This is a genomic window from Kribbella turkmenica, from assembly GCF_004348725.1.
In the GTDB taxonomy this organism is placed as follows: Bacteria; Actinomycetota; Actinomycetes; order Propionibacteriales; family Kribbellaceae; genus Kribbella; species Kribbella turkmenica.
Genome location: NZ_SMKR01000048.1, coordinates 1 through 19242, shown reverse-complemented (window position 1 = coordinate 19242; position 19242 = coordinate 1). Strand labels below are relative to the sequence as shown.

Here is a 19242-nt window from a genome sequence, read left to right as displayed (position 1 = left end):
GGCACCCCGAACCCAGCATCAACCAACCGAAGCCGAAGCCACGACTCCCCAGGCGAGGCGGCACGGGCGTCGGCGTACGCAAGGACCTCTGCTGGTTGGGAGGTGCTGTCCGCGGCGAAGTAGGCGGCTGATGCCTCCTTGAGCTCTTCGACAGTGACAGTGCGGGAGTGCAGCAGCGCGTCCACGGCGGAGAGCGCGAAGGGGCGATGGAGGACTTTGGCGAGCTCGATCGCCGTCGCGGCCGGAGTGGTGACTTTCAACCCGCGTACGTCGACCGTCGGCCGCGGCTGAAACGTCCACTGCGGACGGATGGCGGGCTCCGGACTCAGCGCGGTCGTGTCGATCCCGTGCAGCCAAGCCGCTGCCCGCCCGCAGACCACGGCATCCGGCGGTACGACGAGCCGCAACGCGTCAGCCCGCAGTTCGGGGGAGTCAGCGACGCGGACGTCGACGTACACGCCCTGCAGAACTTGACGGATCTCACCACGGCCCAGCAGCCACGCGAGCTTGCGGGGGACTTGCCGGGCCGTGAAGGGGAGACCGGCGAAGTAGTAGGGCGGGTCGTACTGAAACATCCCAGCAGGATGACGCAATCCCACAATCCGTGCCGACCGTTGTCCACAGGCTCGCGCCAAGACGCCACCACGGTGTCGGGGTGACAGGCCGGCCCGCGCGGAGCACCGCGTGGGTCAGGTCAAGGTCAGCTGAATTCGGCGAGGGCGTTCTGGGCCTGGGTGAGCCATTCGCGGCGGGCGGCGATGGCTTCGCGGGCCTCGTTGGCCTTGCGGGTGTTGCCCTGGGAGTCGGCCTTGGCGGCCTGCTTCTCGAGGTCGGCGATCAGGGACTGGAGCTGCTTGACGGTCGCTTCGGCGCGGGCACGGGCCTCGGGGTTGCTGCGGTTCCAGACCTCGTCCTCGGCGGCCTTGACGGCCTGCTCGACGGCGCGCAGGCGGGAGTCGATGGCGCGCATCGAGTCGCGCGGGACCTTGCCGACCTGGTCCCAGCGGTCGAGCAGGTCGCGCAGTTGCTCGCGGGCGGTCTTGGCGTCCTCGACCGGGAGGATGGCCTCGATCTCGACCAGCAGGGCCTCCTTGGCCTGGAGGTTCGCGACCTGTTCGGCGTTCTCCTCGGCCTGGATGGCGTCGCGGGCGCCGAAGAACTGGTCCTGGGCGGCGCGGAAGCGGGCCCACAATTTGTCGTCGACCTCGCGCGGCGCCGGGCCGGCGGCCTTCCATTGCCGCATCAGGTCGCGGAAGCGCCCGGACGTCGGGCCCCAGTCGGTGGAGGAGGCGAGCGTCTCCGCCTCGGCGGCAAGCCGTTCCTTCACCACGGCGGCTTCCTCGCGCTTCGAGGACAGCTCGGCGAAGTGCTGTTTGCGGTGCCGGGTGTACGTCGTCCGCGCGGAGGAGAAGCGGTGCCACAGTTCGTCGTCGCTGGACTTGTCGAGCCGCGGCAGCGCCTTCCACTCGTCCAGGAGCTCGCGCAGCCGGGTGACGCCGTGGCGCCAGTCGGTGCCGGCGGCGATCGTCTCGGCCTCGGTGGCGATCTTGGTCTTGGCGGCGCGCGCCTCCTCGACCTTCGCGGCCCGTTCGGCCTTGCGCTTCTCGCGCTGCTGGGCGACGAGCGGCGTGAGCGCCTCGAGCCGGGCGCGCAGGCCGTCGAGGTCGCCGACCGCCTGGGCCTCCTCGATCGTGCCGGCGACCTTCTTCACCGCGGCCCGGGCGTCGTCGGGGGACACCGTGCCCGCCTGGACGCGCTTCTCCAGCAGATCGACCTCGAACGCCAGTGCGTCGTACCGGCGGGTGTAGAAGGCGAGAGCCTCCTCGGGGTTCGCGTCCGGCCACTGGCCGACCGCCCGTTCACCGTCCTTGGTCCGTACGAAGACCGTTCCGTCCTCGGCTACCCGGCCCCAGCTCTCTCCGGCCACAACTCGCCCCTTCCGGCGGTATGCACTGCGCTCGTGCCCATTCTGGTCAGTCCCCGGTCCAACCGCGTGGACAGAGCCTGCCTGGGCGCGTCGAGCCGCTGTCTCGACGCTTATCCCTGAACAATCACAAACTCCACGCTGTGACGCAACGGGGTTGAGTCACAATCCGGTTCGATCTCCAGGTGCGGGCACCGGTAACCTTGGGTGGTCGCGCACCGTTCCAGGAAGGTCAGTCGTGCTCATCGCCGGGTTCCCCGCGGGGTCGTGGGGTACGAACTGCTACGTCGTCGCCACCGGCCAGGGCGCGGAATGCCTCGTCATCGACCCGGGCCAGGACGCGACCGCGGGCGTTGAGCAGGTAGTCCGGGAGAACAAGCTGAAACCGGTCGCGGTGCTGCTCACGCACGGTCACATCGACCACATGTTTTCCGTACTCCCGGTCTGCGGGACGTACGACGCGACCGCCTGGATCCACCCGGACGACCGGTACCTGCTCAGCGACCCGATGGCCGGGATCAGCCCGGAGTCGGCGCGGATGCTGCTCGGCGGCAAGCACGAGTTCGCCGAGCCGGACGACGTCGCCGAGCTCAAGGACGGCCTGAGCCTGGAGCTGGCCGGGCTCAGCCTCACCGTCGACCACACCCCGGGCCACACCCGGGGGTCGGTCACGTTCACCACGCCGTACGACGGGCCGGAAGAGGTGCCCGCGGTTCTGTTCTCCGGTGACGTGTTGTTCGCCGGGTCGATCGGCCGGACGGATCTGCCTGGGGGCGACCATCCGGCGATGCTGCATACGTTGGCCACCAAGATCCTGCCGATGCGCGACGAGATCGTCGTCCTGCCGGGTCATGGTGGCCAGACCACGATCGGCCGGGAGAAGGCGACCAACCCCTACTTGCAGGACCTGGAGATACCGAAGCGATGAGTAAGGTGACCCCGCTCAGCGGGTTCCCGGAGTTTCTGCCCGCAGACCGGATCGTCGAGCAGCAGTTCCTCGACGTGATCCGGGAGACGTTCGAGCTGCACGGGTTCGCGTCGATCGAGACCCGCGCGGTGGAGCCGGTCGAGCGGCTGTCCAACCAGGGCGAGGACGCCGACAAGGAGATCTACGGCGTCCGCCGGCTGGCCGCGGACAGTGACGAGGACGCGGCGCTCGGTCTGCACTTCGACCTCACCGTGCCGTTCGCCCGGTACGTGCTGGAGCACAGCGGCAAGCTGGTGTTCCCGTTCCGCCGCTACCAGATCCAGAAGGTGTGGCGGGGTGAGCGCCCGCAGGAGGGCCGGTACCGCGAGTTCACCCAGGCCGACATCGACATCGTCGACAGCGGTGAGCTTCCGTTCCACTACGAGGTCGAGCTTCCGCTGGTGATCGCCCACGCGTTCAGCAGGCTGCCGATCCCGCCGTTCCGGATCCAGGTGAACACCCGGCAGATCCCGGAGGGCTTCTACCGGGGCCTCGGGATCGAGGACATCACCGGCGTACTGCGGATCGTCGACAAACTGGACAAGATCGGCCCGGACAAGGTGACCGAGCAGCTGACGAGCGGTCCCGGCTTGTCGGCCGAGACCGCCAAGCAGGTGCTGCGGCTCGCCGAGATCTCGTCGACCGATGCGTCGTTCGCCGAGCAGGTTCGCGCACTCGGCGTGCACCACGCGGTCCTCGACGAGGGTCTCGAGCGGCTGACCCAGATCGTGACGGCCGCCAACGAGCACGCTCCGGGCCTGCTGCTGGCGGACCTCAAGATCGCCCGCGGACTGGACTACTACACCGGCACCGTCTACGAGACGCAGCTGATCGGCGACGAGGGCTACGGGTCGATCTGCTCCGGCGGCCGCTACGACTCGCTCGCCTCCGACGGCAAGACGACGTACCCGGGCGTGGGGATCTCGATCGGCGTGTCCCGGCTCGTGCACCGGCTCATCTCGAAGGGCTTGCTGAAGGCGTCGCGCGGTACGCCGACCGCCGTCCTCGTGGCGCTGAACGCCGAAGAGGACCGGGCGGAGGCCATGCGTACGGCGGCACAGCTGCGTAGCCGGGGCATTCCGGTCGAGGTGGCGCCGGCGGCGGCGAAGTTCGGGAAGCAGATCCGGTTCGCGGACCGGCGCGGCATCCCGTTCGTGTGGTTCAGCACAGACGGCGGCCCCGAGGTGAAGGACATCCGCAGCGGCGAGCAGGTGCCGGCCGACCCGGCGACCTGGACGCCCCCGGCGGCCGACGTACGACCCCAGATCGACACCCCTCAGGAGAACCAGTGATCCGTACCCATTCCGCAGGCTCGTTGCGCGCCGAGCACACCGGGCAGACCGTCACCCTGGCCGGTTGGGTGGCGCGGCGGCGTGATCACGGCGGCGTGGCGTTCATCGACCTGCGCGACTCCAGCGGCACCGTCCAGGTGGTCATCCGGGACGAGGAGGTCGCGCACCCGCTACGGGCCGAGTTCTGCCTGAAGATCACCGGTGAGGTGAACGCGCGCCCGGAGGGCAACGCGAACCCGAACCTCCCGACCGGCGAGATCGAGGTGATCGCCTCCGGCGTGGAGGTGCTGAACTCGGCGGACCCGCTGCCGTTCCCGGTCGAGGAGCACCACGCGACCCCGGTGAACGAAGAGGTCCGGCTGAAGTACCGGTACCTCGACCTGCGCCGCCAGGGCCCGGGCTCGGCGCTGCGGCTGCGCAGCCAGGTGAACAGGGCGGCGCGCGACGTCCTGGCGAGGCACGAGTTCGTCGAGATCGAGACGCCGACGCTGACCAGGTCGACACCGGAGGGCGCGCGCGACTTCCTGGTGCCGGCCCGCCTGCAGCCGGGCTCGTGGTACGCGCTGCCCCAGTCGCCGCAGCTGTTCAAGCAGCTGCTGATGGTGGCCGGGATGGAGCGGTACTACCAGATCGCCCGCTGCTACCGCGACGAGGACTTCCGCGCCGACCGGCAGCCGGAGTTCACCCAGCTCGACATCGAGATGAGCTTCGTCGACCAGGACGACGTGATCGCGCTGTCCGAGGAGATCCTGGCCGCGCTCTGGAAGCTCGTCGGGCACGACGTCCAGACGCCGATCCCGCGGATGACGTACGCCGAGGCGATGGCGCGGTTCGGCAGCGACAAGCCGGATCTGCGGATGGGCCTGGAGCTGGTCGAGTGCACCGAGTACTTCAAGGACACGCCGTTCCGGGTCTTCCAGGCGCCGTACGTCGGTGCCGTCGTGATGCCGGGTGGTGCGGACCAGCCGCGCAAGCAGCTGGACGCGTGGCAGGACTGGGCCAAGCAGCGCGGGGCGCGCGGGCTCGCGTACGTCCTGGTCGGTCAGGACGGCGAGCTCGGCGGGCCGGTCGCGAAGAACCTGTCCGAGGAGGAGCGCGCCGGGATCGCCGACCACGTCGGTGCGAAGCCGGGTGACTGCATCTTCTTCGCCGCCGGTCCGGTCAAGTCGTCGCGCGCGCTGCTCGGCGCGGCCCGGCTGGAGATCGGCCGTCGCGGCGGGCTGATCGACGAGTCGGCCTGGTCGTTCGTCTGGGTCGTGGACGCACCGCTGTTCGAGCCGGCCGACGAGGCGACCGCGGCCGGTGACGTCGCAGTCGGCTCTGGTGCCTGGACCGCTGTGCACCACGCGTTCACCTCGCCGAAGCCGGACTCGCTGGACACGTTCGACACCGACCCGGGGTCGGCGCTGGCGTACGCGTACGACATCGTCTGCAACGGCAACGAGATCGGCGGCGGGTCGATCCGTATCCACCGCGAGGACGTGCAGAAGCGCGTGTTCCAGGTGATGGGCCTGTCCGACGAGGAGGCGACCGAGAAGTTCGGCTTCCTGCTGGACGCGTTCAAGTACGGCGCGCCGCCGCACGGCGGGATTGCGTTCGGCTGGGACCGGATCACCGCGCTGCTGGCCGGGACCGAGTCGATCCGCGACGTGATCGCGTTCCCGAAGTCCGGCGGCGGGTTCGACCCGCTGACATCGGCGCCGGCGCCGATCACGCCCGCGCAGCGCAAGGAGGCCGGCGTCGACGCCAAGCCGGAGGCCAAGCCGACGACCTAGCTCGAAGGGCTTGAGCACGTCAGGAGTGTGGAGGAAATCGGCGGCGCCGTGGATCTGCCCAGGCAGGTATCACGGCGCTGCGATGTCGCTGCAGTGGACAGCCCCGATCGCCCGCTGGTACCGGACCGTTGCCCGCACCATCGGCCGGCGCCGGAGAACCAGCGCCGGTGCGACTCGTTCAAGAACGCGACTCACCGGCTCGGTCCCGAGCGGCGTCAAGTGCACCCGCCCGATCAAGCTCGCCGGTGACACCAGCCGGTTGACCCGCGCACAGTTCGAGGTCCAGGCGGGCTAGGCGGTGCGGGCGCGCACCCAGGTCCGGTCCGGCGTGAGGTAGTCCGCCAGCGTCAGGCCGACCTGGGTGAGCTGGCTCGCCAGCTGTTCCTCGGTGAGGTTCTGCGTCAGAATCCGCTGGGACCAGGTGCGTCCGTCGACCGTGTGGGTGAGGGTCGCCGCCTGGATGTTGCCGGGCCGCTGCTCGACGTCGGAGACGACGAACCGGCGGTTGCCCTTCTCCCGCACCGTCGGAGCGTGCAGCATCCCAGGCAGCTGTTGCTGCAGCAGTACCGTGCCGCCAGGCCGGACGTGATGCGCACACGTCCTGAGCAGTCGCAGGCGCTCCGCCTCGTCGGCGACGTTGACCAGGAACGACATCATCAGGACGAGGTCGAAGCGCCGGTCCAGCCGGAGGTCGCCGATCGTCGAGCGGATCGTCTCGGTCCCGGGCACCCGGGCGACCATCTCCGCCGACTCGTCAACCGCGACCACGTGGTGGCCGAGGGCAAGCAGTGGCCGGGTGATCCGGCCGGTCCCGCAGCCGAGCTCGAGGATGCGGCTGGCGGGCTCGATCGCGGCGTTGATCAACTCGTCCTCGCCGGTCACCGGCGCGAGCTCGTACAGCTCGACCGCGCTGCCGTCCGGCGTGTGTGGTCCCGGCCCGTCTCCGCCTTGTCCGACTCTCATCCCGCCAGCCTCCCGGCTGATCGGCAGGTCGCCAATCTTTCGGTTCACACCGAAAAACCGCGCGCGGTCAGATCGCGCAGTACGCGGTCGGCGTGGTCGCGGACCACGACGAAGTCGGCGGGCTGGACGATCGCCCGCTCGGCGTCGGTCAACAACAGCTTCACCTGCTCGACCACCAGCCGCCGGCCCGCGTCGTCCCGGCAGAACTGCCCGGTGCTCTGCAGGATCCGCAGCTGCGCACGGACGACCCGCGGTTCGTTCTTGCCGTACCGCCGTACCTGCCCACAGGCCAGGTCGAGGTAGTACTCGAGATCCCGGCCGGGTACGACGGCCCGCAGCGCGCCGGCCTGGTCGCGCAGCAACTGGCTGCCGAGCTCGCGCCGGGCCAGTGCGGCCAGGACGACGGACAGGTGCTCGATCGCCTGGATCGACGTGTACGGGTCGTTGATCGCCGCCGAGAGCGCCTTGACCGCGATGTCCGCGAGTTGCCGGACGCCGAAGGCGACGTCCTGTTCCGCGGTTCGTTCGAAGCCGATCCGGATCGAGTCCCGGGCGGCCGCGGCGAGCCGGTCCAGAGCCGGCGGCGGACCGGGCGGGTCCTGCCAGACCTGGACCAGCGCCGAGCCGGCGATGACATGCTCACCGACCATTCGCGTCACCGACGCGGTCACGCCCGTCGCGGCCGCGGCGGCGACCAGGGCCTCGGGGTGGATGGTCTGCACGTACCCGGAGCGATACGCCGGGACGTCGACAGCCCACTCGGGTGGCACCGGGCGAGGCTCGGTGGTCACCCCGGCTGTCGGCAGGTCCCGGTCGATGACCTGCAGCGTCGTGCGTTCCACTCTGCGCATGACCTCGTCGATCTGGATCGAGTGGGTCAGGTGATGGACGAAGAACACCAGCATCAGCAGGCTGACGAACAGCAGCACCAGCGCGACGGTGACCGCGAGCCGCGGGTACTCGTCCGTCCGCTCGCCCGCCTTCACGCCGACCGTGTAGAGGCCGGCGCTGCTGTAGACGAAGGTCGCCACGAACACGCTCAGGACGAACTGGTTGACCCGGTCCCGCAGGAAGTTGCGCAGCAGCCTCGGGGAGAACTGGGTGGACGCGAGTTGCAGCGCGACCACGGTGAGGCCGAGGACCAGCGCGATCACCGTGGCCATCGTGCTGGTGATCGCGATCAGCAGCGTCCGGGCGTCGTCGGCCGTGCCCTGGAACAGGACGCGGTCTCGCCAGGACCCCGGCCGTACCTCGACGAACGACAGCGTCGAGCCGGCGATCAGCGCGACCACGACCGCCAGCGACGGCATCGCCCAGAGCGCACCCCGCAGGTACTCGCTCACCGCATCCCGCCGCACGCCGGCCTCCCTCCTGGGGTCAGGGTCGCGCCGGTTGCGGGCACCGTCAACGGTCTAGGCTCGGAGGGTGACGGGAAGCGTACCGGTGGAGTTGCTCGCGCATCTACGGCGTGCGCGGGATGTTGCTGACCGCAACTATGCGGAGCCGCTCGACCTGGCCGGACTGGCGGCGGCCGCCGGGGTGTCGAAGTACCACTTCCTGCGGTGTTTCGCGGCCGAGTACGGCGAGACGCCGATGCAGTACGTGACCCGGCGCCGGATCGAGCGGGCCACCGACCTGCTCCGGGCGACCAACCTGACCGTGACCGAGGTGTGCGGGCTCGTCGGGTACAGCAGCCTCGGGTCGTTCTCACAGCGGTTCGCCGAGTTGGTGGGGATGAGTCCGTCGGAGTACCAGCGGACCCAGGCGGGCGCGCGGATCCCCGGCTGCTTCGTGTTCATGCTCGGGCTGAACTCCGCAATTCCGGAGAAGCCGACCGGCGCCGCCGAGGCCTACCGTCGTACCCACGACGACACAACCGAGGAGGGGACATGATCACCAACGTCAGCCTGGTGACCGTCTACGTCAGCGACATCGACGAGGCGAAGGCGTTCTACACCGACAAGCTGGGCTTCGTGCTCAAGGAGGACATCAACCTCGGCGACTTCCGCTGGTGCACGGTCTACCAGGCCGACCACCCCGAACTGCGGCTCGCCCTGATGCTCCCCGGCCCGCCGCTCGACGACGAGGCCGCCGACATCATCCGGCGCAGCCTCGCCAAGGGCTCCATGCACGGCTTCGGCATCGCCACCGACGACTGCCACAAGACCTTCCAGGAACTCGTCGCCAAGGGCGTCGAGTACATCCAGGAGCCGTCCGACCGACCGTACGGCGTGGAGGCCGTCCTGCGGGACAACTCCGGCAACTGGCTCGTCCTGGTCGAGCAGAAACCGTACAGCCCGGAGGACTTCGCCTGATCCGTTGCGGCATGCTGACCGGATGGACATTTCAGTCGATCCGGTCGGCGTGACCCCGCCGTACGAGCAGGTGCGGGCGCAGATCGAGGTGTTGATCCGGGCGGGCGAGTTGGCCAAGGGGACGCGGCTGCCGACGGTCCGGCAGCTGTCGCTGGACCTCGGCCTGGCAGTCAACACGGTGGCGCGGGCCTACAAGGAACTCGAGGCGGACCGGCTCGTGGAGACGCGTGGGCGGAACGGGACGTTCGTGCTCGCGTCCCGCAGCCAGGTCGACGACGAGGAAACCCGGCAGGCTGCGGTGGTGTTGGCGCGGACGGCGCGGCGCGCGGAGATCAGCCTGGCGGAGGCCACCGAGCTCCTGCAACGCGTTTGGTGAGGGGTTCTCGCCGGCGATCTCTCACGGGCGCGATGTAGGAGTGCCCGCGGAAGTCAGCGTGGCAGAGGTACCACCCACGGTTGAATCGGAAACGATTCCAGATTACTGGGGCCAACGGTGTGACGAGCTATGTACACGCTCTCCTGTCGTTGCTAATCTCCCGCTGATTTGACATCGATGTCAGCGACAGGGGAGTGGTCACGATGGTCTCGAGACGAACGTTCCTGGCGGGTAGCAGCGCGGTGACGGCAGGAGGGTTCGGGGTCTTTCAAGCCCTGCCTGCAGCCGCTTCCGACAACGCTGCCAATGCTCTGGCCGAGGTGAGCCGGCTGCTGCCGTCCTTCGGCCGGCCGGGACGGTTGCACTACGGCGACGTCAGCAAGCTGAGCGGCGGTGACCAGACCCTGCTGACCACCTTGCAGGGCGTCGTCAACCGCACCAGGCCCGAGCTGTACTTCCTCTTCAACCCCGGCGGCCCGGACGGGCCCGACGCCAAGTGGCTCGCCGACATGCGCCTGGCGACCACCCGGTACAACGATCCGCTCGACCTGGTCGCGAAGTACCGGCACCGGATCCGGGGCGCGATCGTCCACGATCCCGCCGTACCGGACTCGCTGAACGTCGCCACCACGCTGGCCGGGCTGGAGGACGCGGTGGTGGCCGACGCCGACCAGGCGAAGGCCCACGGCCTGCGGATCGTGAAGGATCTGCGCGGTGTGTTCGACAACGACCGGGTCAAGACGTATCGCTGGCAGCTGGAAAACCTGTTCCCGCGCTGCAACCAGAGGCTGCTCACCGGTCTCCCGCCGACGATGGTGGTCCAGGCCGAGAACGTCGACTGGCAGGAGATCGCTCGCGAAACCCGGCAGCTGCGCGACTCGTCCAACCGCGGCTTCTACGACCTCGACGTGTCCGCCAAGCTCGGCAAGGAGGCCGTGTACGTCCGGTTCGGCGACTCGTTCCGCGACGACGGCTGGGGTGCGTCGGTGCTGTCGGTGTCGGTCAAGGCCAACGGCACCGAGATCGCCCGGTTCCTCCCGGACACACCGGAGGAGGCGCCGTACCTGTTCGAGGGTGCGAACTCGTCGATCGGCGGCGAGGGCAACAGGTTTGCCGACGGCGGGAACTTCTGGGTCTACCGCTTCGCCCCGCCGGCCGGTACGACGAGCCTGGTCGTCACGGTGGAGATGTGGAACCAGTACCTGGTCACCGCGACCGACACCGCGCCGACGCGGATCGAGCCGTTCCCGTTCTTCCGCGACTACGTGGTGGCCAGCAAGGCCCTGGTGAGCTGGCTGCCGCCGAACGGCCCGACCGGCGAACTGCTGACCGAGCACTTCAACAAGGTCGGCCCGACCGTGCCGTATGCGGGCTGGTTCTCGAACGACGTCGCCGGGGAGTGGAGCGGTGTCGACCTCGCGTCCCAGGGCGGTTCGCCGGTGATTCCCGCGGACTTCTACATGAACGGCACCGTGCACTCCGGGCTCGTCGCGCCGATCTCGACCAAGGTCCGGCAGGTACGCCGGATCACGCCGAAGAACAAGGTGTACGTCACGCTGACCTTCGGCGAAGGCGACAACGTGCAGTACTGCCAGCGGCGGATGCGCGACATGTGGGACGACCCGCGGCGCGGTGAGGCGATGGTCAACTGGACGATCAGCCCGTTGCTCGCGGAGATCGGGCCCGGCCTGTTCAGCTACTACCAGCGGACCGCGACAGCCAACGACCTGCTGATCTGCGGACCGTCCGGTGCCGGCTACACGTACCCGGGCTCGTGGCCGGCAGACCAGCTGACCGCATACCTCGAGCTGTCCGGCGACTTCATGCGCCGGACCGGCATGGATCTCGTCTACGCGTACAACCACCGCGACGAGAGCGGCTGGGTCGCGTTCCCGGAGGAGATCGCCCAGGGGTACAACGACCACACGCCGCTGCAGGGCATCATTCAGTCGTGGGAGGGCGGCGACCTGCTGGTCAGGCGCGGCGGGCTGCCGATCATCGGGAACTTCGGTGCACCGGGGAAGGCCGCCGAGTACAAGGCCGCCCTGGACGCGCACATCGCCGACTGGGACGGCGCGAGCCCGCGCTTCATCGCCTGCGGGATCAACGCCTGGGGCTGGACGCCATCCGACATCGCCGACCTGGCCCCGCTGCTGAAGGACCCCTACGAACTGGTTCTCGGCAACACCTTCTTCGACCTGCTGAACCGCGTTCTGTAGGCACGAAGCGCGGTCGCCCGGTGGGGATGCCGGGCGACCGCTGGGGGTGGGGGTCTGTCACCAGTTGTGAGCCACGTCGACCACAAGACGGCTGGTGGAGCCCGTTCCGGGCAGGGTGAAGACACGGAACGGGAGGCGGGCGCGGACGCCGAGACCGATCGTGGTCTGGCCCTCGAAGCTGCCGGCGTACGCGACCTGGCGGAAGGTCTTGTAACCGGACACGTTGGTCAGCTCACGCTTGTTCGCCGGCCTGTACGTCGGCTGCCCGGCGGCGTCGTACGCCGGGGCGCGGACGACGATCTGGAGCTTCGCGCCGCCGCGGAGCGGGACGACGAAACCGGAGCCGTCCTGGGTGACGTTGGTGACGTAGCGGACGTCGTACCCGGGGGCGCGGCCGCGGACGTCGACGACCAGCCGGTCGAAGCACGCGTGACGGCCGGTGCGGACGTTGGTGATCGGCGCGGCGGTCATCCGGCTGTTTGCCTCGGGCAATGATCCCCAGCCGCGCGGGCAGGAGGTCGTGGTGCCGGCGACGGCGGCGGTCTGGGGGGCGGACGAAGAGCCGACGACGGCCGGTGCGGCGATCGCTGCTGCCGGGACCGCCATGACGGCGAGAGCGGCGAGGATCGTCGTGCGGGTGATGTGGTGGATGTACATGATGTCCCCCCTTCAGGAACACTGACTTGGACGACACCAGTGGTCGACTGGTTTGCTCTTTGTCCCGGTGATTTCAGGTAGTCGGTCGGGCACGATGTGCAGATGACCCCTGATGAGCTGCTCGAGGTGTTCCACCGCCGGATCCGGCTGCCGGACGCCGACACGATCCCCGGCTGGAAGACCGAGCACGACGGCCTGGTGCATCGCTCGTACGTCGAAGGGCCCGACGGCGCCGGATTCGTCGAGGCCCCGCGCGAGCTCGGCGACGACCCGGACGCCGTGATCGCGGCCCAGGTCGCATTCTTCCGCGACCGCGGGTTGCCGTTCGAATGGAAGACCTACGCGTACGACGAACCGGCCGACCTCGGCGAGCGGCTGGTCCGGGCCGGGTTCACCGCGGAGGAGCCGGAGACGCTGATCCTCGGCGAGGTGGACGCGATCCTGGCGCGGCCGTCCCTGCTGCCGTCGAAGGTGCGGTTGCGGGAGGCCGAGGGACCCCCGGACTACCACCGGATCGCCGTCCTGATGAACACGCTCTGGCACAACGGGCTGGAGCGGATCGAGGAGCGGCTGGCGGCCGAGGCCCGGATGTTCCCGGACCGGTTGTCGGTGTTCCTGGTCGAGGAAGCGCTGAAGGAGCCGGACGGGCCGGCGCTGACGGCGGCGTGGGTGCGGTTCCACCCCGGGACCGGGTTCGCCAGCCTCTGGGGCGGCGGGACGTTGCCGGAGTGGCGGCGGCAGGGGTTGTACAGCGCCGTACTGGCTCATCGGGCCCGGCTGGCGAAGGACCGCGGGTACGAGTTCCTCCGGGTGGACGCGTCCGAGGACTCGCGTCCGATCCTGCAGAAGCTGGGTCTGCACGCGGTCACCACGACCACGCCGTACGCCTGGAACCCGGACACGCCTACCTGATGCACGGAACGACACGCCGAGGCTGTACGTTGCCGAATCATGGCTCTGAAGATCGCTTCCCGCTTCCGCCGGCTCCTGCAGCGCCCCGGCTCGATCGACCTCGGCCCGTACGAACGGCTCACCCAGCTGGTCGGCGAGGCGGAGGAGTCGGTCCTGTCCCTGACCGACGAAGAACTCACCGAGGCGGTCGCCGAGCTGCGCACTCCCGGCGGGCTGCACGAGGACGAGCAGATCGAGTTCCTCGCGCTCGCCCGGGAGGCGGGCCACCGGGCGATCGGTGAGCGGGCGTTCGACGGTCAGGTCGTCGGTGCGCTGGCGATGCTGCAGGGCCGGGTCGTCGAGATGGCGACCGGCGAGGGCAAGACGCTGGCCGGCGCGATCGCCGCCGCCGGGTACGCCATCGGCGGCCGCAAGGTGCACGTGCTTGCGGTCAACGACTACCTGGCCCGCCGCGACGCGGAGTGGATGGGCCCGGTCTACGAGCTGCTCGGTGTGACGGTGGCCCACATCGGCCAGGCGTCCACGCCGGACGAACGACGGACGGCGTACCAGGCGGAGGTCTGCTACGTGCCGGTGAGCGAGGTCGGCTTCGACATCCTCCGCGACCGGCTGGTCACGGACGTGGCCGACCGGGTCACGGTCACCCCGGACGTGGCGCTGGTGGACGAGGCCGACTCGGTGCTGATCGACGAGGCCCGGGTGCCGCTCGTGCTGGCCGGCGCGACCCGGACCGAGGAGCTCGACGACGACGTCGTCCAGCTGGTCCGGACGCTGCGCGCGGGCGTGGACTACGAGATCGACGGCGACGGCCGGACGGTGGCGCTGACGGACAAGGGCACCGACAAGGTCGAGGAGACGCTCGGCGGGATCAACCTGTACGACGACGACAACCTCGACCGGCTGACCCAGATCAACGTCGCGCTGCACGCCGAGGTGCTGCTGCGCAAGGACGTCGACTACCTGGTCCGCGACGGCAAGGTCAGCCTGATCAACAACAACCGCGGCCGGATCGCCAAGCTGCAGCGCTGGCCCGACGGCCTGCAGGCCGCGGTCGAGGCCAAGGAGGCCGTGCCGGTCAGCGACTCCGGCGAGGTGCTGGACAGCATCACCGTGCAGGCGCTGATCATGGGCTACAAGACGCTGTGCGGCATGACCGGTACGGCGGTCGTCGTGGGGGAGTCGCTGCAGGAGTTCTACGACGTCGAGGTGGCCGTCGTACCGCCGAACAAGCCGAACATCCGGATCGACGACCCGGACCGGCTCTACCTGACGGTCGAGCAGAAAAGCGCCGCCCTGGTCGAGCACATCGCGGAGGTGCACGAGACCAGCCGGCCGATCCTGATCGGCACCCACAGCGTCGAGGAGTCCGAGCAGCTGAGCGACCGGCTCGAGGCGGCCGGGATACCGCACGTCGTGCTGAACGCGAAGAACGACGCCGAGGAGGCCGCGATCATCGCGGAGGCCGGTGTGCCCGGGACGGTGACCGTGTCCACCCAGATGGCCGGCCGCGGAACCGACATCCGGCTGGGCGGGCGGGACGAGTCGCACGACAAGGACAAGGCGCTCGAGCTCGGCGGTCTCTACGTGATCGGGACCGGCCTGCACGCGTCGCGCCGGCTCGACGACCAGTTGCGCGGCCGCGCCGGCCGACAGGGTGACCCGGGCGGGTCGCTGTTCTTCGCCAGCCTCGGCGACGAGCTCGTCACCCGGTACTCCGTCTCGTCCGGTCTGCGACCGAACCCGGACGAGACCGGACGGCTCACGGACCGCAAGTCGATCGGCGTACTCGAGCACGCGCAGCGGGTCGCGGACGGCGCCAACGCCGAGCTGCACCGGACCACGTGGCAGTACCACCGGCTGACCGGTCAGCAGCGGGCGATCCTGCTCGACACCCGCGAGAAGGTGCTCACCGAGGACCTGGCCGCGACCGAGCTCGCCGAGAAGGCCAAGGAGCGGTACGACGAGCTGGTCGAGGAGCTCGGCGAGGACGTGGTGAAGGACGCCGCCCGGCGGATCGCGCTGCACTACCTGGACCGGCGCTGGACCGACCACCTGGCGTACCTGGCCGACCTGCGGGAGGGCATCCACCTGCGGTCCCTGGCCGGCGGCATCGTTCACCTGAAGCCGATCGACGAGTTCAACAAGTCCGCGATCGCGTCGTTCGACACGCTGATCGCGGACGCGTGGACCGACGCGGCCGAGACCTTCAGGACCGCCGAGATCACCGCCGAGGGCCTGGACGAGGCCGCCAGCGGGGTGCCGCGGCCGACCGCGACCTGGACCTACCTGGTCAACGACAACCCGTTCGGCACCGAGGCCGACCGGATCCTCGGCCGCCTCCGCAACGCGATCAAGCCGGGGTCCGGCGCCGAGGCGGAGGAGATCCCGCCCGAAGAGTTCGACGAGGACGAGCTGCCGGAGGAACTGCGGGACCTCGACGACGAGGACCTCGCCGACGACCTTCCCGAGGAACTCCGCGAGGCGGACGACGAGGTGGACGAGGCCGGCGACGGAAAGGGCCCGGAGGACAGCAAGAAGTAGCTGTCGGCAGGGATAGGTAGGCTCTCACCCGTGAGTGAGGGTCTGTTCGACATGCCGGGTGCTCCCGCGCCTGCCCGGGGCGGCGGGAGCCTCGCGGACATGGATCACACGGCGGCTCCGCTGGCCGTGCGGATGCGCCCTCGGAGTCTGGACGAGCTCGTCGGGCAGCAGCATCTGCTGGCTCCCGGGTCGCCGCTGCGGCGGCTGGTCGAGGGCGACCAGCCGATGTCCCTGCTGCTGTGGGGTCCGCCCGGGACCGGGAAGACGACGATCGCGGCGGTGGTCTCGCATCAGACCAACCGGAAGTTCGTCGAGTTGTCCGCGGTGACGGCCGGGGTGAAGGACGTCCGGCAGGTGATCGACGCGGCCCGCCGGGACCTCGCCCGGGCGGCCGGCGCGGTTGAGACGGTGCTGTTCATCGACGAGGTGCACCGGTTCACGAAAGCCCAGCAGGACGCGCTCCTGCCCGGTGTGGAGAACCGCTGGGTCACCCTGGTCGCCGCCACCACCGAGAACCCGTTCTTCTCCGTCATCTCACCGCTGCTCTCGCGGTCGCTGCTGCTCACCCTGGAATCGCTGACGGACGACGACATCGCCGTACTGCTGGACCGGGCGCTGGCCGACGAGCGCGGGCTGGACGGGGAGTTCGAGCTGGCCGAGGACGCCCGCGACCACCTGTTGCGGATGGCCGGGGGAGATGCCCGGCGGGCGTTGACCTACCTGGAGGCCGCCGCCGGGGGAGCGCGCGCGAAGGAGGCCGGGGTCATCGACCTCGAGACCCTCGAGACCGCAGTCGACCGGGCCGCGGTGCGGTACGACCGGGCCGGCGACCAGCACTACGACGTGGCGTCGGCGCTGATCAAGTCGATCCGGGGTTCGGACGTGGACGCGGCGATGCACTACCTGGCCCGGATGATCGAGGCCGGCGAGGATCCGCGGTTCATCGCGCGCCGGCTGGTGATCTCGGCGAGCGAGGACATCGGCATGGGCGACCCGGCCGCGCTCGGGGTCGCGGTGGCGGCGGCCGAGGCGGTCCGGCTGATCGGCATGCCGGAGGCCCGGATCAACCTGGCCCAGGCGGTCGTCGCGCTCGCGCTGGCGCCGAAGTCGAACGCCGTGATCATGGCCGTCGACGCGGCCATCGCGGACGTGAAGGCCGGCAAGGTCGGCCCGGTGCCGCCGCACCTGCGCGACGCCCACTACGCCGGCGCGAAGAAGATCGGCCACGGGTCGTCGTACCAGTACTCGCACGACGATCCGCGCGGGATCGTGCCGCAGCAGTACGCTCCGGACGTGATCGACGGGACCGACTACTACAACCCGACCCGCCGTGGCGGCGAGGCGGCGTACGCGGACCGGGTCGCGAACATCCGCAAGATCCTCCGGAACCGCAAGTGAGCCGAACGGGACGGCCGGCGGCAGCACCGGCGGGATGACGCTCACCTGGACACCGGGCGGGGCCGTCCAGGCACTCACCGTCAGCTTGGACCGAGGCAGGGGTGGGCCTGCTTGAGGAGTTGGCCCACGTGAGTAGGCTGCCACTTGGCCTGGGGGTGAAAGGTTCGAAGCTTGAGGCACTACAACTCGCCGCCCGAGTGGCCGGAACCGCCGAACGCACGGTGGCGGCCGCCCAAAAACTGGAAACCGGATCCGTCCTGGCCGAGCCCGCCGGCCGGCTGGGCGTTCTGGACCGACGAGAACGGACGTCCCGTCCGCGGCCCCGTCGGCCGGTACGGCGGCCCGCCGGTGCTCAAGCTGGGTGCGCTGGCAGCGGCCGCGGTCACGTTGGTCGGTGCGCTCGTCGCCGTACCGTTCAATTCGCAGGAGTCGGCGACCACGACGCCGAGCCTGCCGTCGCCCGAGGACACCGCCACGGCCGAGGCGTCGCCGCGCATCCCGACGGGCACCTCGCCGAGCCTGGTGGGAGTGCCGCCGCGGGAGCCGGTGACGCGACCACCGTCGAGACCGTCGCGGAGCATTTCGCCGGCAGGTAGGCCGACGACCCGTTGGTTCCCGTCGGCGCAGGATCTGGCGACTCCGGTCGCACCGAGACCGCCGTGGTCACCGACCGCGTCCGACCGGACGACGCGGCCTTCGTCGCCGTCGGCCCCCGCGCGAGCGGAGGCCAGTACGACAAAGCCGAGCGCCGAGCCGGAGGAGCCGAGTACACCGCCTACGGAGCCAAGCACTCCACCTCAGCCGAGCACTACGCCACCGGCGCCGACAACCTCTGAGGAGCCGAGCACGCCAGCTGGACCAAGCACCCCGGGGGAGCCAAGCACCCCGTCGGCGCCGAGTGCGCCGACGGAGCCGAGCACCTCACCACAGCCGAGCACACCGTCGAGGACCCCGGTCACCCCGCCGACAGTGGTTTTCACGAGCTGCATCGAGGTCTGGGCGGCCGGCGCCGCACCGCTGCACCGTGGTGATCCGGGCTTCTCGGCGGCGCTGGACGTCAACGGTGACGGTGTCGCCTGTGAGCTCGCCGGCGGGGCCCCGGTACCGGGACTGTAGGTGGCGGCCGGGCACTCACTGTTGCGGTTTGGTGGGTGACTGTGATCTGGGGGATGGTGTCCTGGAGCGGAGTGTGACTAGGGCGCGCGATAAGGTCGGGCGGTCCACGAGGTCGCAACGGAAGGTGGATCGTTTCCCATGAGCGTCGGTGAAGTCGCGGGGCTGATAGCGGCCTGCGCGCTGCTCATCCTGGTGGGCCTGCTGGCCTATCCGATCCTGAAGCTGGGCAAGGTCCTGGACGAGACCCGGATCATGGTGAAGGGCATCTCCGACTCCAGTGTTCCGTTGCTCGGCGAGGTCACCAGTACCGTGGCCACCACCAACGCGCAGCTCGCCAAGGTCGACACCATCACCGACAACGCGACCACGGTGACCACGAACGCGGCGGCCCTGATGTCGCTGTTCTCGGCGACCGCCGGCGGTCCGCTGGTGAAGGCGGCGGCGTTCACGTACGGCGTCCGCAAGGCGCTCGGCGACAGCCAGCGCAAGGACGTCACTCGCCGGGTGAAGGACGAGATGAAGGCCGAGCGCAAGGCACGCAAGCGAGGTGACGTCCGGTGAAGCGGATCTTCTGGCTGATCATCGGTATCGCGGTCGGCGTGTACGCCGTGACCCGGCTGAAGAAGCGCGCCCAGGTGCTCGCGCCGGAGAGCCTGCAGGAGTCCGCGGCCAAGGTGGCCGCCGCGATCCGGCACTTCGGCGACGAGGTGCGCGAGGGCATGGCCGAGCGGGAGACGGAGCTGCGGGACGCGCTCGGCATCGACACACAGCGCCCTGCCTCCGGCCC

19 protein-coding genes are annotated in these 19242 nt (G+C 69.9%); 13 read left to right on the top strand and 6 right to left on the bottom strand.

Annotation, left to right across the window (positions count from 1 at the left end; genetic code table 11):
- Positions 1–700: 700 nt before the first annotated feature.
- Positions 701–1927: a DUF349 domain-containing protein gene (locus tag E1218_RS13455; RefSeq protein ID WP_132319875.1), complete on the bottom strand. Its 1227-nt coding sequence runs from the start codon at positions 1925–1927 to the stop codon at positions 701–703.
- A gap of 235 nt (positions 1928–2162) precedes the next feature.
- On the opposite strand from E1218_RS13455, the gene E1218_RS13450 reads away from it, so the two are divergent.
- From E1218_RS13450 to aspS, 3 genes are read left to right on the top strand one after another with little or no spacing between them, the layout of a single operon-like run.
- Positions 2163–2852, top strand: a complete 690-nt coding sequence (locus tag E1218_RS13450) for an MBL fold metallo-hydrolase (RefSeq protein WP_132319873.1) — start codon at positions 2163–2165, stop codon at positions 2850–2852.
- Positions 2849–4183: a histidine--tRNA ligase gene (gene hisS, locus E1218_RS13445; protein WP_132319871.1), complete on the top strand. Its 1335-nt coding sequence runs from the start codon at positions 2849–2851 to the stop codon at positions 4181–4183. The genes E1218_RS13450 and hisS overlap by 4 nt, the downstream gene beginning before the upstream one ends.
- Positions 4180–5958: an aspartate--tRNA ligase gene (aspS, locus tag E1218_RS13440; protein WP_132319869.1), complete on the top strand. Its 1779-nt coding sequence runs from the start codon at positions 4180–4182 to the stop codon at positions 5956–5958. Before hisS ends, aspS begins: the two co-directional genes overlap by 4 nt.
- Positions 5959–6249: 291 nt before the next feature.
- Here the strand turns inward: aspS and E1218_RS13430 are convergent, their stop codons facing one another.
- The gene (locus E1218_RS13430; protein ID WP_132319867.1) at positions 6250–6921 is read right to left on the bottom strand and encodes a class I SAM-dependent methyltransferase; all 672 of its coding nucleotides are present in this window, start codon (positions 6919–6921) and stop codon (positions 6250–6252) included.
- A gap of 44 nt (positions 6922–6965) precedes the next feature.
- Positions 6966–8279 carry a DUF2254 domain-containing protein gene (locus tag E1218_RS13425; protein WP_132319865.1) on the bottom strand — a complete coding sequence of 438 codons (1314 nt, stop codon included), beginning with the start codon at positions 8277–8279 and terminating at the stop codon, positions 6966–6968.
- 67 nt (positions 8280–8346) lie between these two features.
- On the opposite strand from E1218_RS13425, the gene E1218_RS13420 reads away from it, so the two are divergent.
- From E1218_RS13420 to E1218_RS13405, 4 genes are all read left to right on the top strand, one after another.
- Positions 8347–8814: a helix-turn-helix transcriptional regulator gene (locus tag E1218_RS13420; RefSeq protein WP_132319863.1), complete on the top strand. Its 468-nt coding sequence runs from the start codon at positions 8347–8349 to the stop codon at positions 8812–8814.
- On the top strand, positions 8811–9236 hold the full coding sequence (locus E1218_RS13415; RefSeq protein ID WP_132319861.1) for a VOC family protein: 426 nt from the start codon (positions 8811–8813) through the stop codon (positions 9234–9236). Before E1218_RS13420 ends, E1218_RS13415 begins: the two co-directional genes overlap by 4 nt.
- Positions 9237–9258: 22 nt before the next feature.
- Positions 9259–9612, top strand: a complete 354-nt coding sequence (locus E1218_RS13410) for a GntR family transcriptional regulator (RefSeq protein ID WP_132319859.1) — start codon at positions 9259–9261, stop codon at positions 9610–9612.
- A 320-nt stretch (positions 9613–9932) separates the two neighbouring features.
- A complete protein-coding gene (locus tag E1218_RS13405; RefSeq protein WP_233712203.1) occupies positions 9933–11831 on the top strand; it encodes a GxGYxYP domain-containing protein in 1899 nt (632 codons plus the stop codon).
- A gap of 57 nt (positions 11832–11888) precedes the next feature.
- On the opposite strand, the gene E1218_RS13400 is transcribed toward E1218_RS13405, so the two are convergent.
- Complete coding sequence (locus E1218_RS13400) at positions 11889–12488, bottom strand: AMIN-like domain-containing (lipo)protein (protein ID WP_202865982.1); 600 nt, start codon at positions 12486–12488, stop codon at positions 11889–11891.
- A 102-nt stretch (positions 12489–12590) separates the two neighbouring features.
- Between E1218_RS13400 and E1218_RS37750 the strand changes: the two genes are divergently transcribed.
- Genes E1218_RS37750 through E1218_RS13385 form a run of 3 tightly spaced genes read left to right on the top strand, consistent with a single transcriptional unit; the run spans position 12591 to position 17339 of the window.
- Positions 12591–13400, top strand: a complete 810-nt coding sequence (locus E1218_RS37750; protein WP_132319855.1) for a GNAT family N-acetyltransferase — start codon at positions 12591–12593, stop codon at positions 13398–13400.
- 39 nt (positions 13401–13439) lie between these two features.
- Positions 13440–15941, top strand: a complete 2502-nt coding sequence (gene secA2, locus E1218_RS13390; protein WP_132319853.1) for an accessory Sec system translocase SecA2 — start codon at positions 13440–13442, stop codon at positions 15939–15941.
- 30 nt (positions 15942–15971) lie between these two features.
- Entirely contained in the window at positions 15972–17339 is a 1368-nt protein-coding gene (locus tag E1218_RS13385) for a replication-associated recombination protein A (protein WP_202865981.1), read from the top strand.
- Between the two features lie 179 nt (positions 17340–17518).
- On the opposite strand, the gene E1218_RS37235 is transcribed toward E1218_RS13385, so the two are convergent.
- Positions 17519–18130: a hypothetical protein gene (locus E1218_RS37235; protein ID WP_165949257.1), complete on the bottom strand. Its 612-nt coding sequence runs from the start codon at positions 18128–18130 to the stop codon at positions 17519–17521.
- Between the two features lie 6 nt (positions 18131–18136).
- A complete protein-coding gene (locus E1218_RS37230) occupies positions 18137–18319 on the bottom strand; it encodes a hypothetical protein (protein ID WP_165949256.1) in 183 nt (60 codons plus the stop codon).
- Between E1218_RS37230 and E1218_RS37225 the strand changes: the two genes are divergently transcribed.
- The 3 genes from E1218_RS37225 to E1218_RS36045 all read left to right on the top strand — a co-directional run.
- Positions 18309–18455, top strand: coding sequence for an excalibur calcium-binding domain-containing protein (locus E1218_RS37225; RefSeq protein ID WP_165949255.1), 147 nt, complete (start codon positions 18309–18311; stop codon positions 18453–18455). The two genes, E1218_RS37230 and E1218_RS37225, sit on opposite strands and share 11 nt — an antisense overlap.
- A gap of 138 nt (positions 18456–18593) precedes the next feature.
- Positions 18594–19016, top strand: coding sequence for a DUF948 domain-containing protein (locus E1218_RS13375; protein ID WP_132319849.1), 423 nt, complete (start codon positions 18594–18596; stop codon positions 19014–19016).
- On the top strand, positions 19013–19242 hold a 230-nt coding region (locus E1218_RS36045), incomplete at its 3' end, for a DUF6167 family protein (RefSeq protein ID WP_165949254.1). The genes E1218_RS13375 and E1218_RS36045, both read left to right, overlap by 4 nt.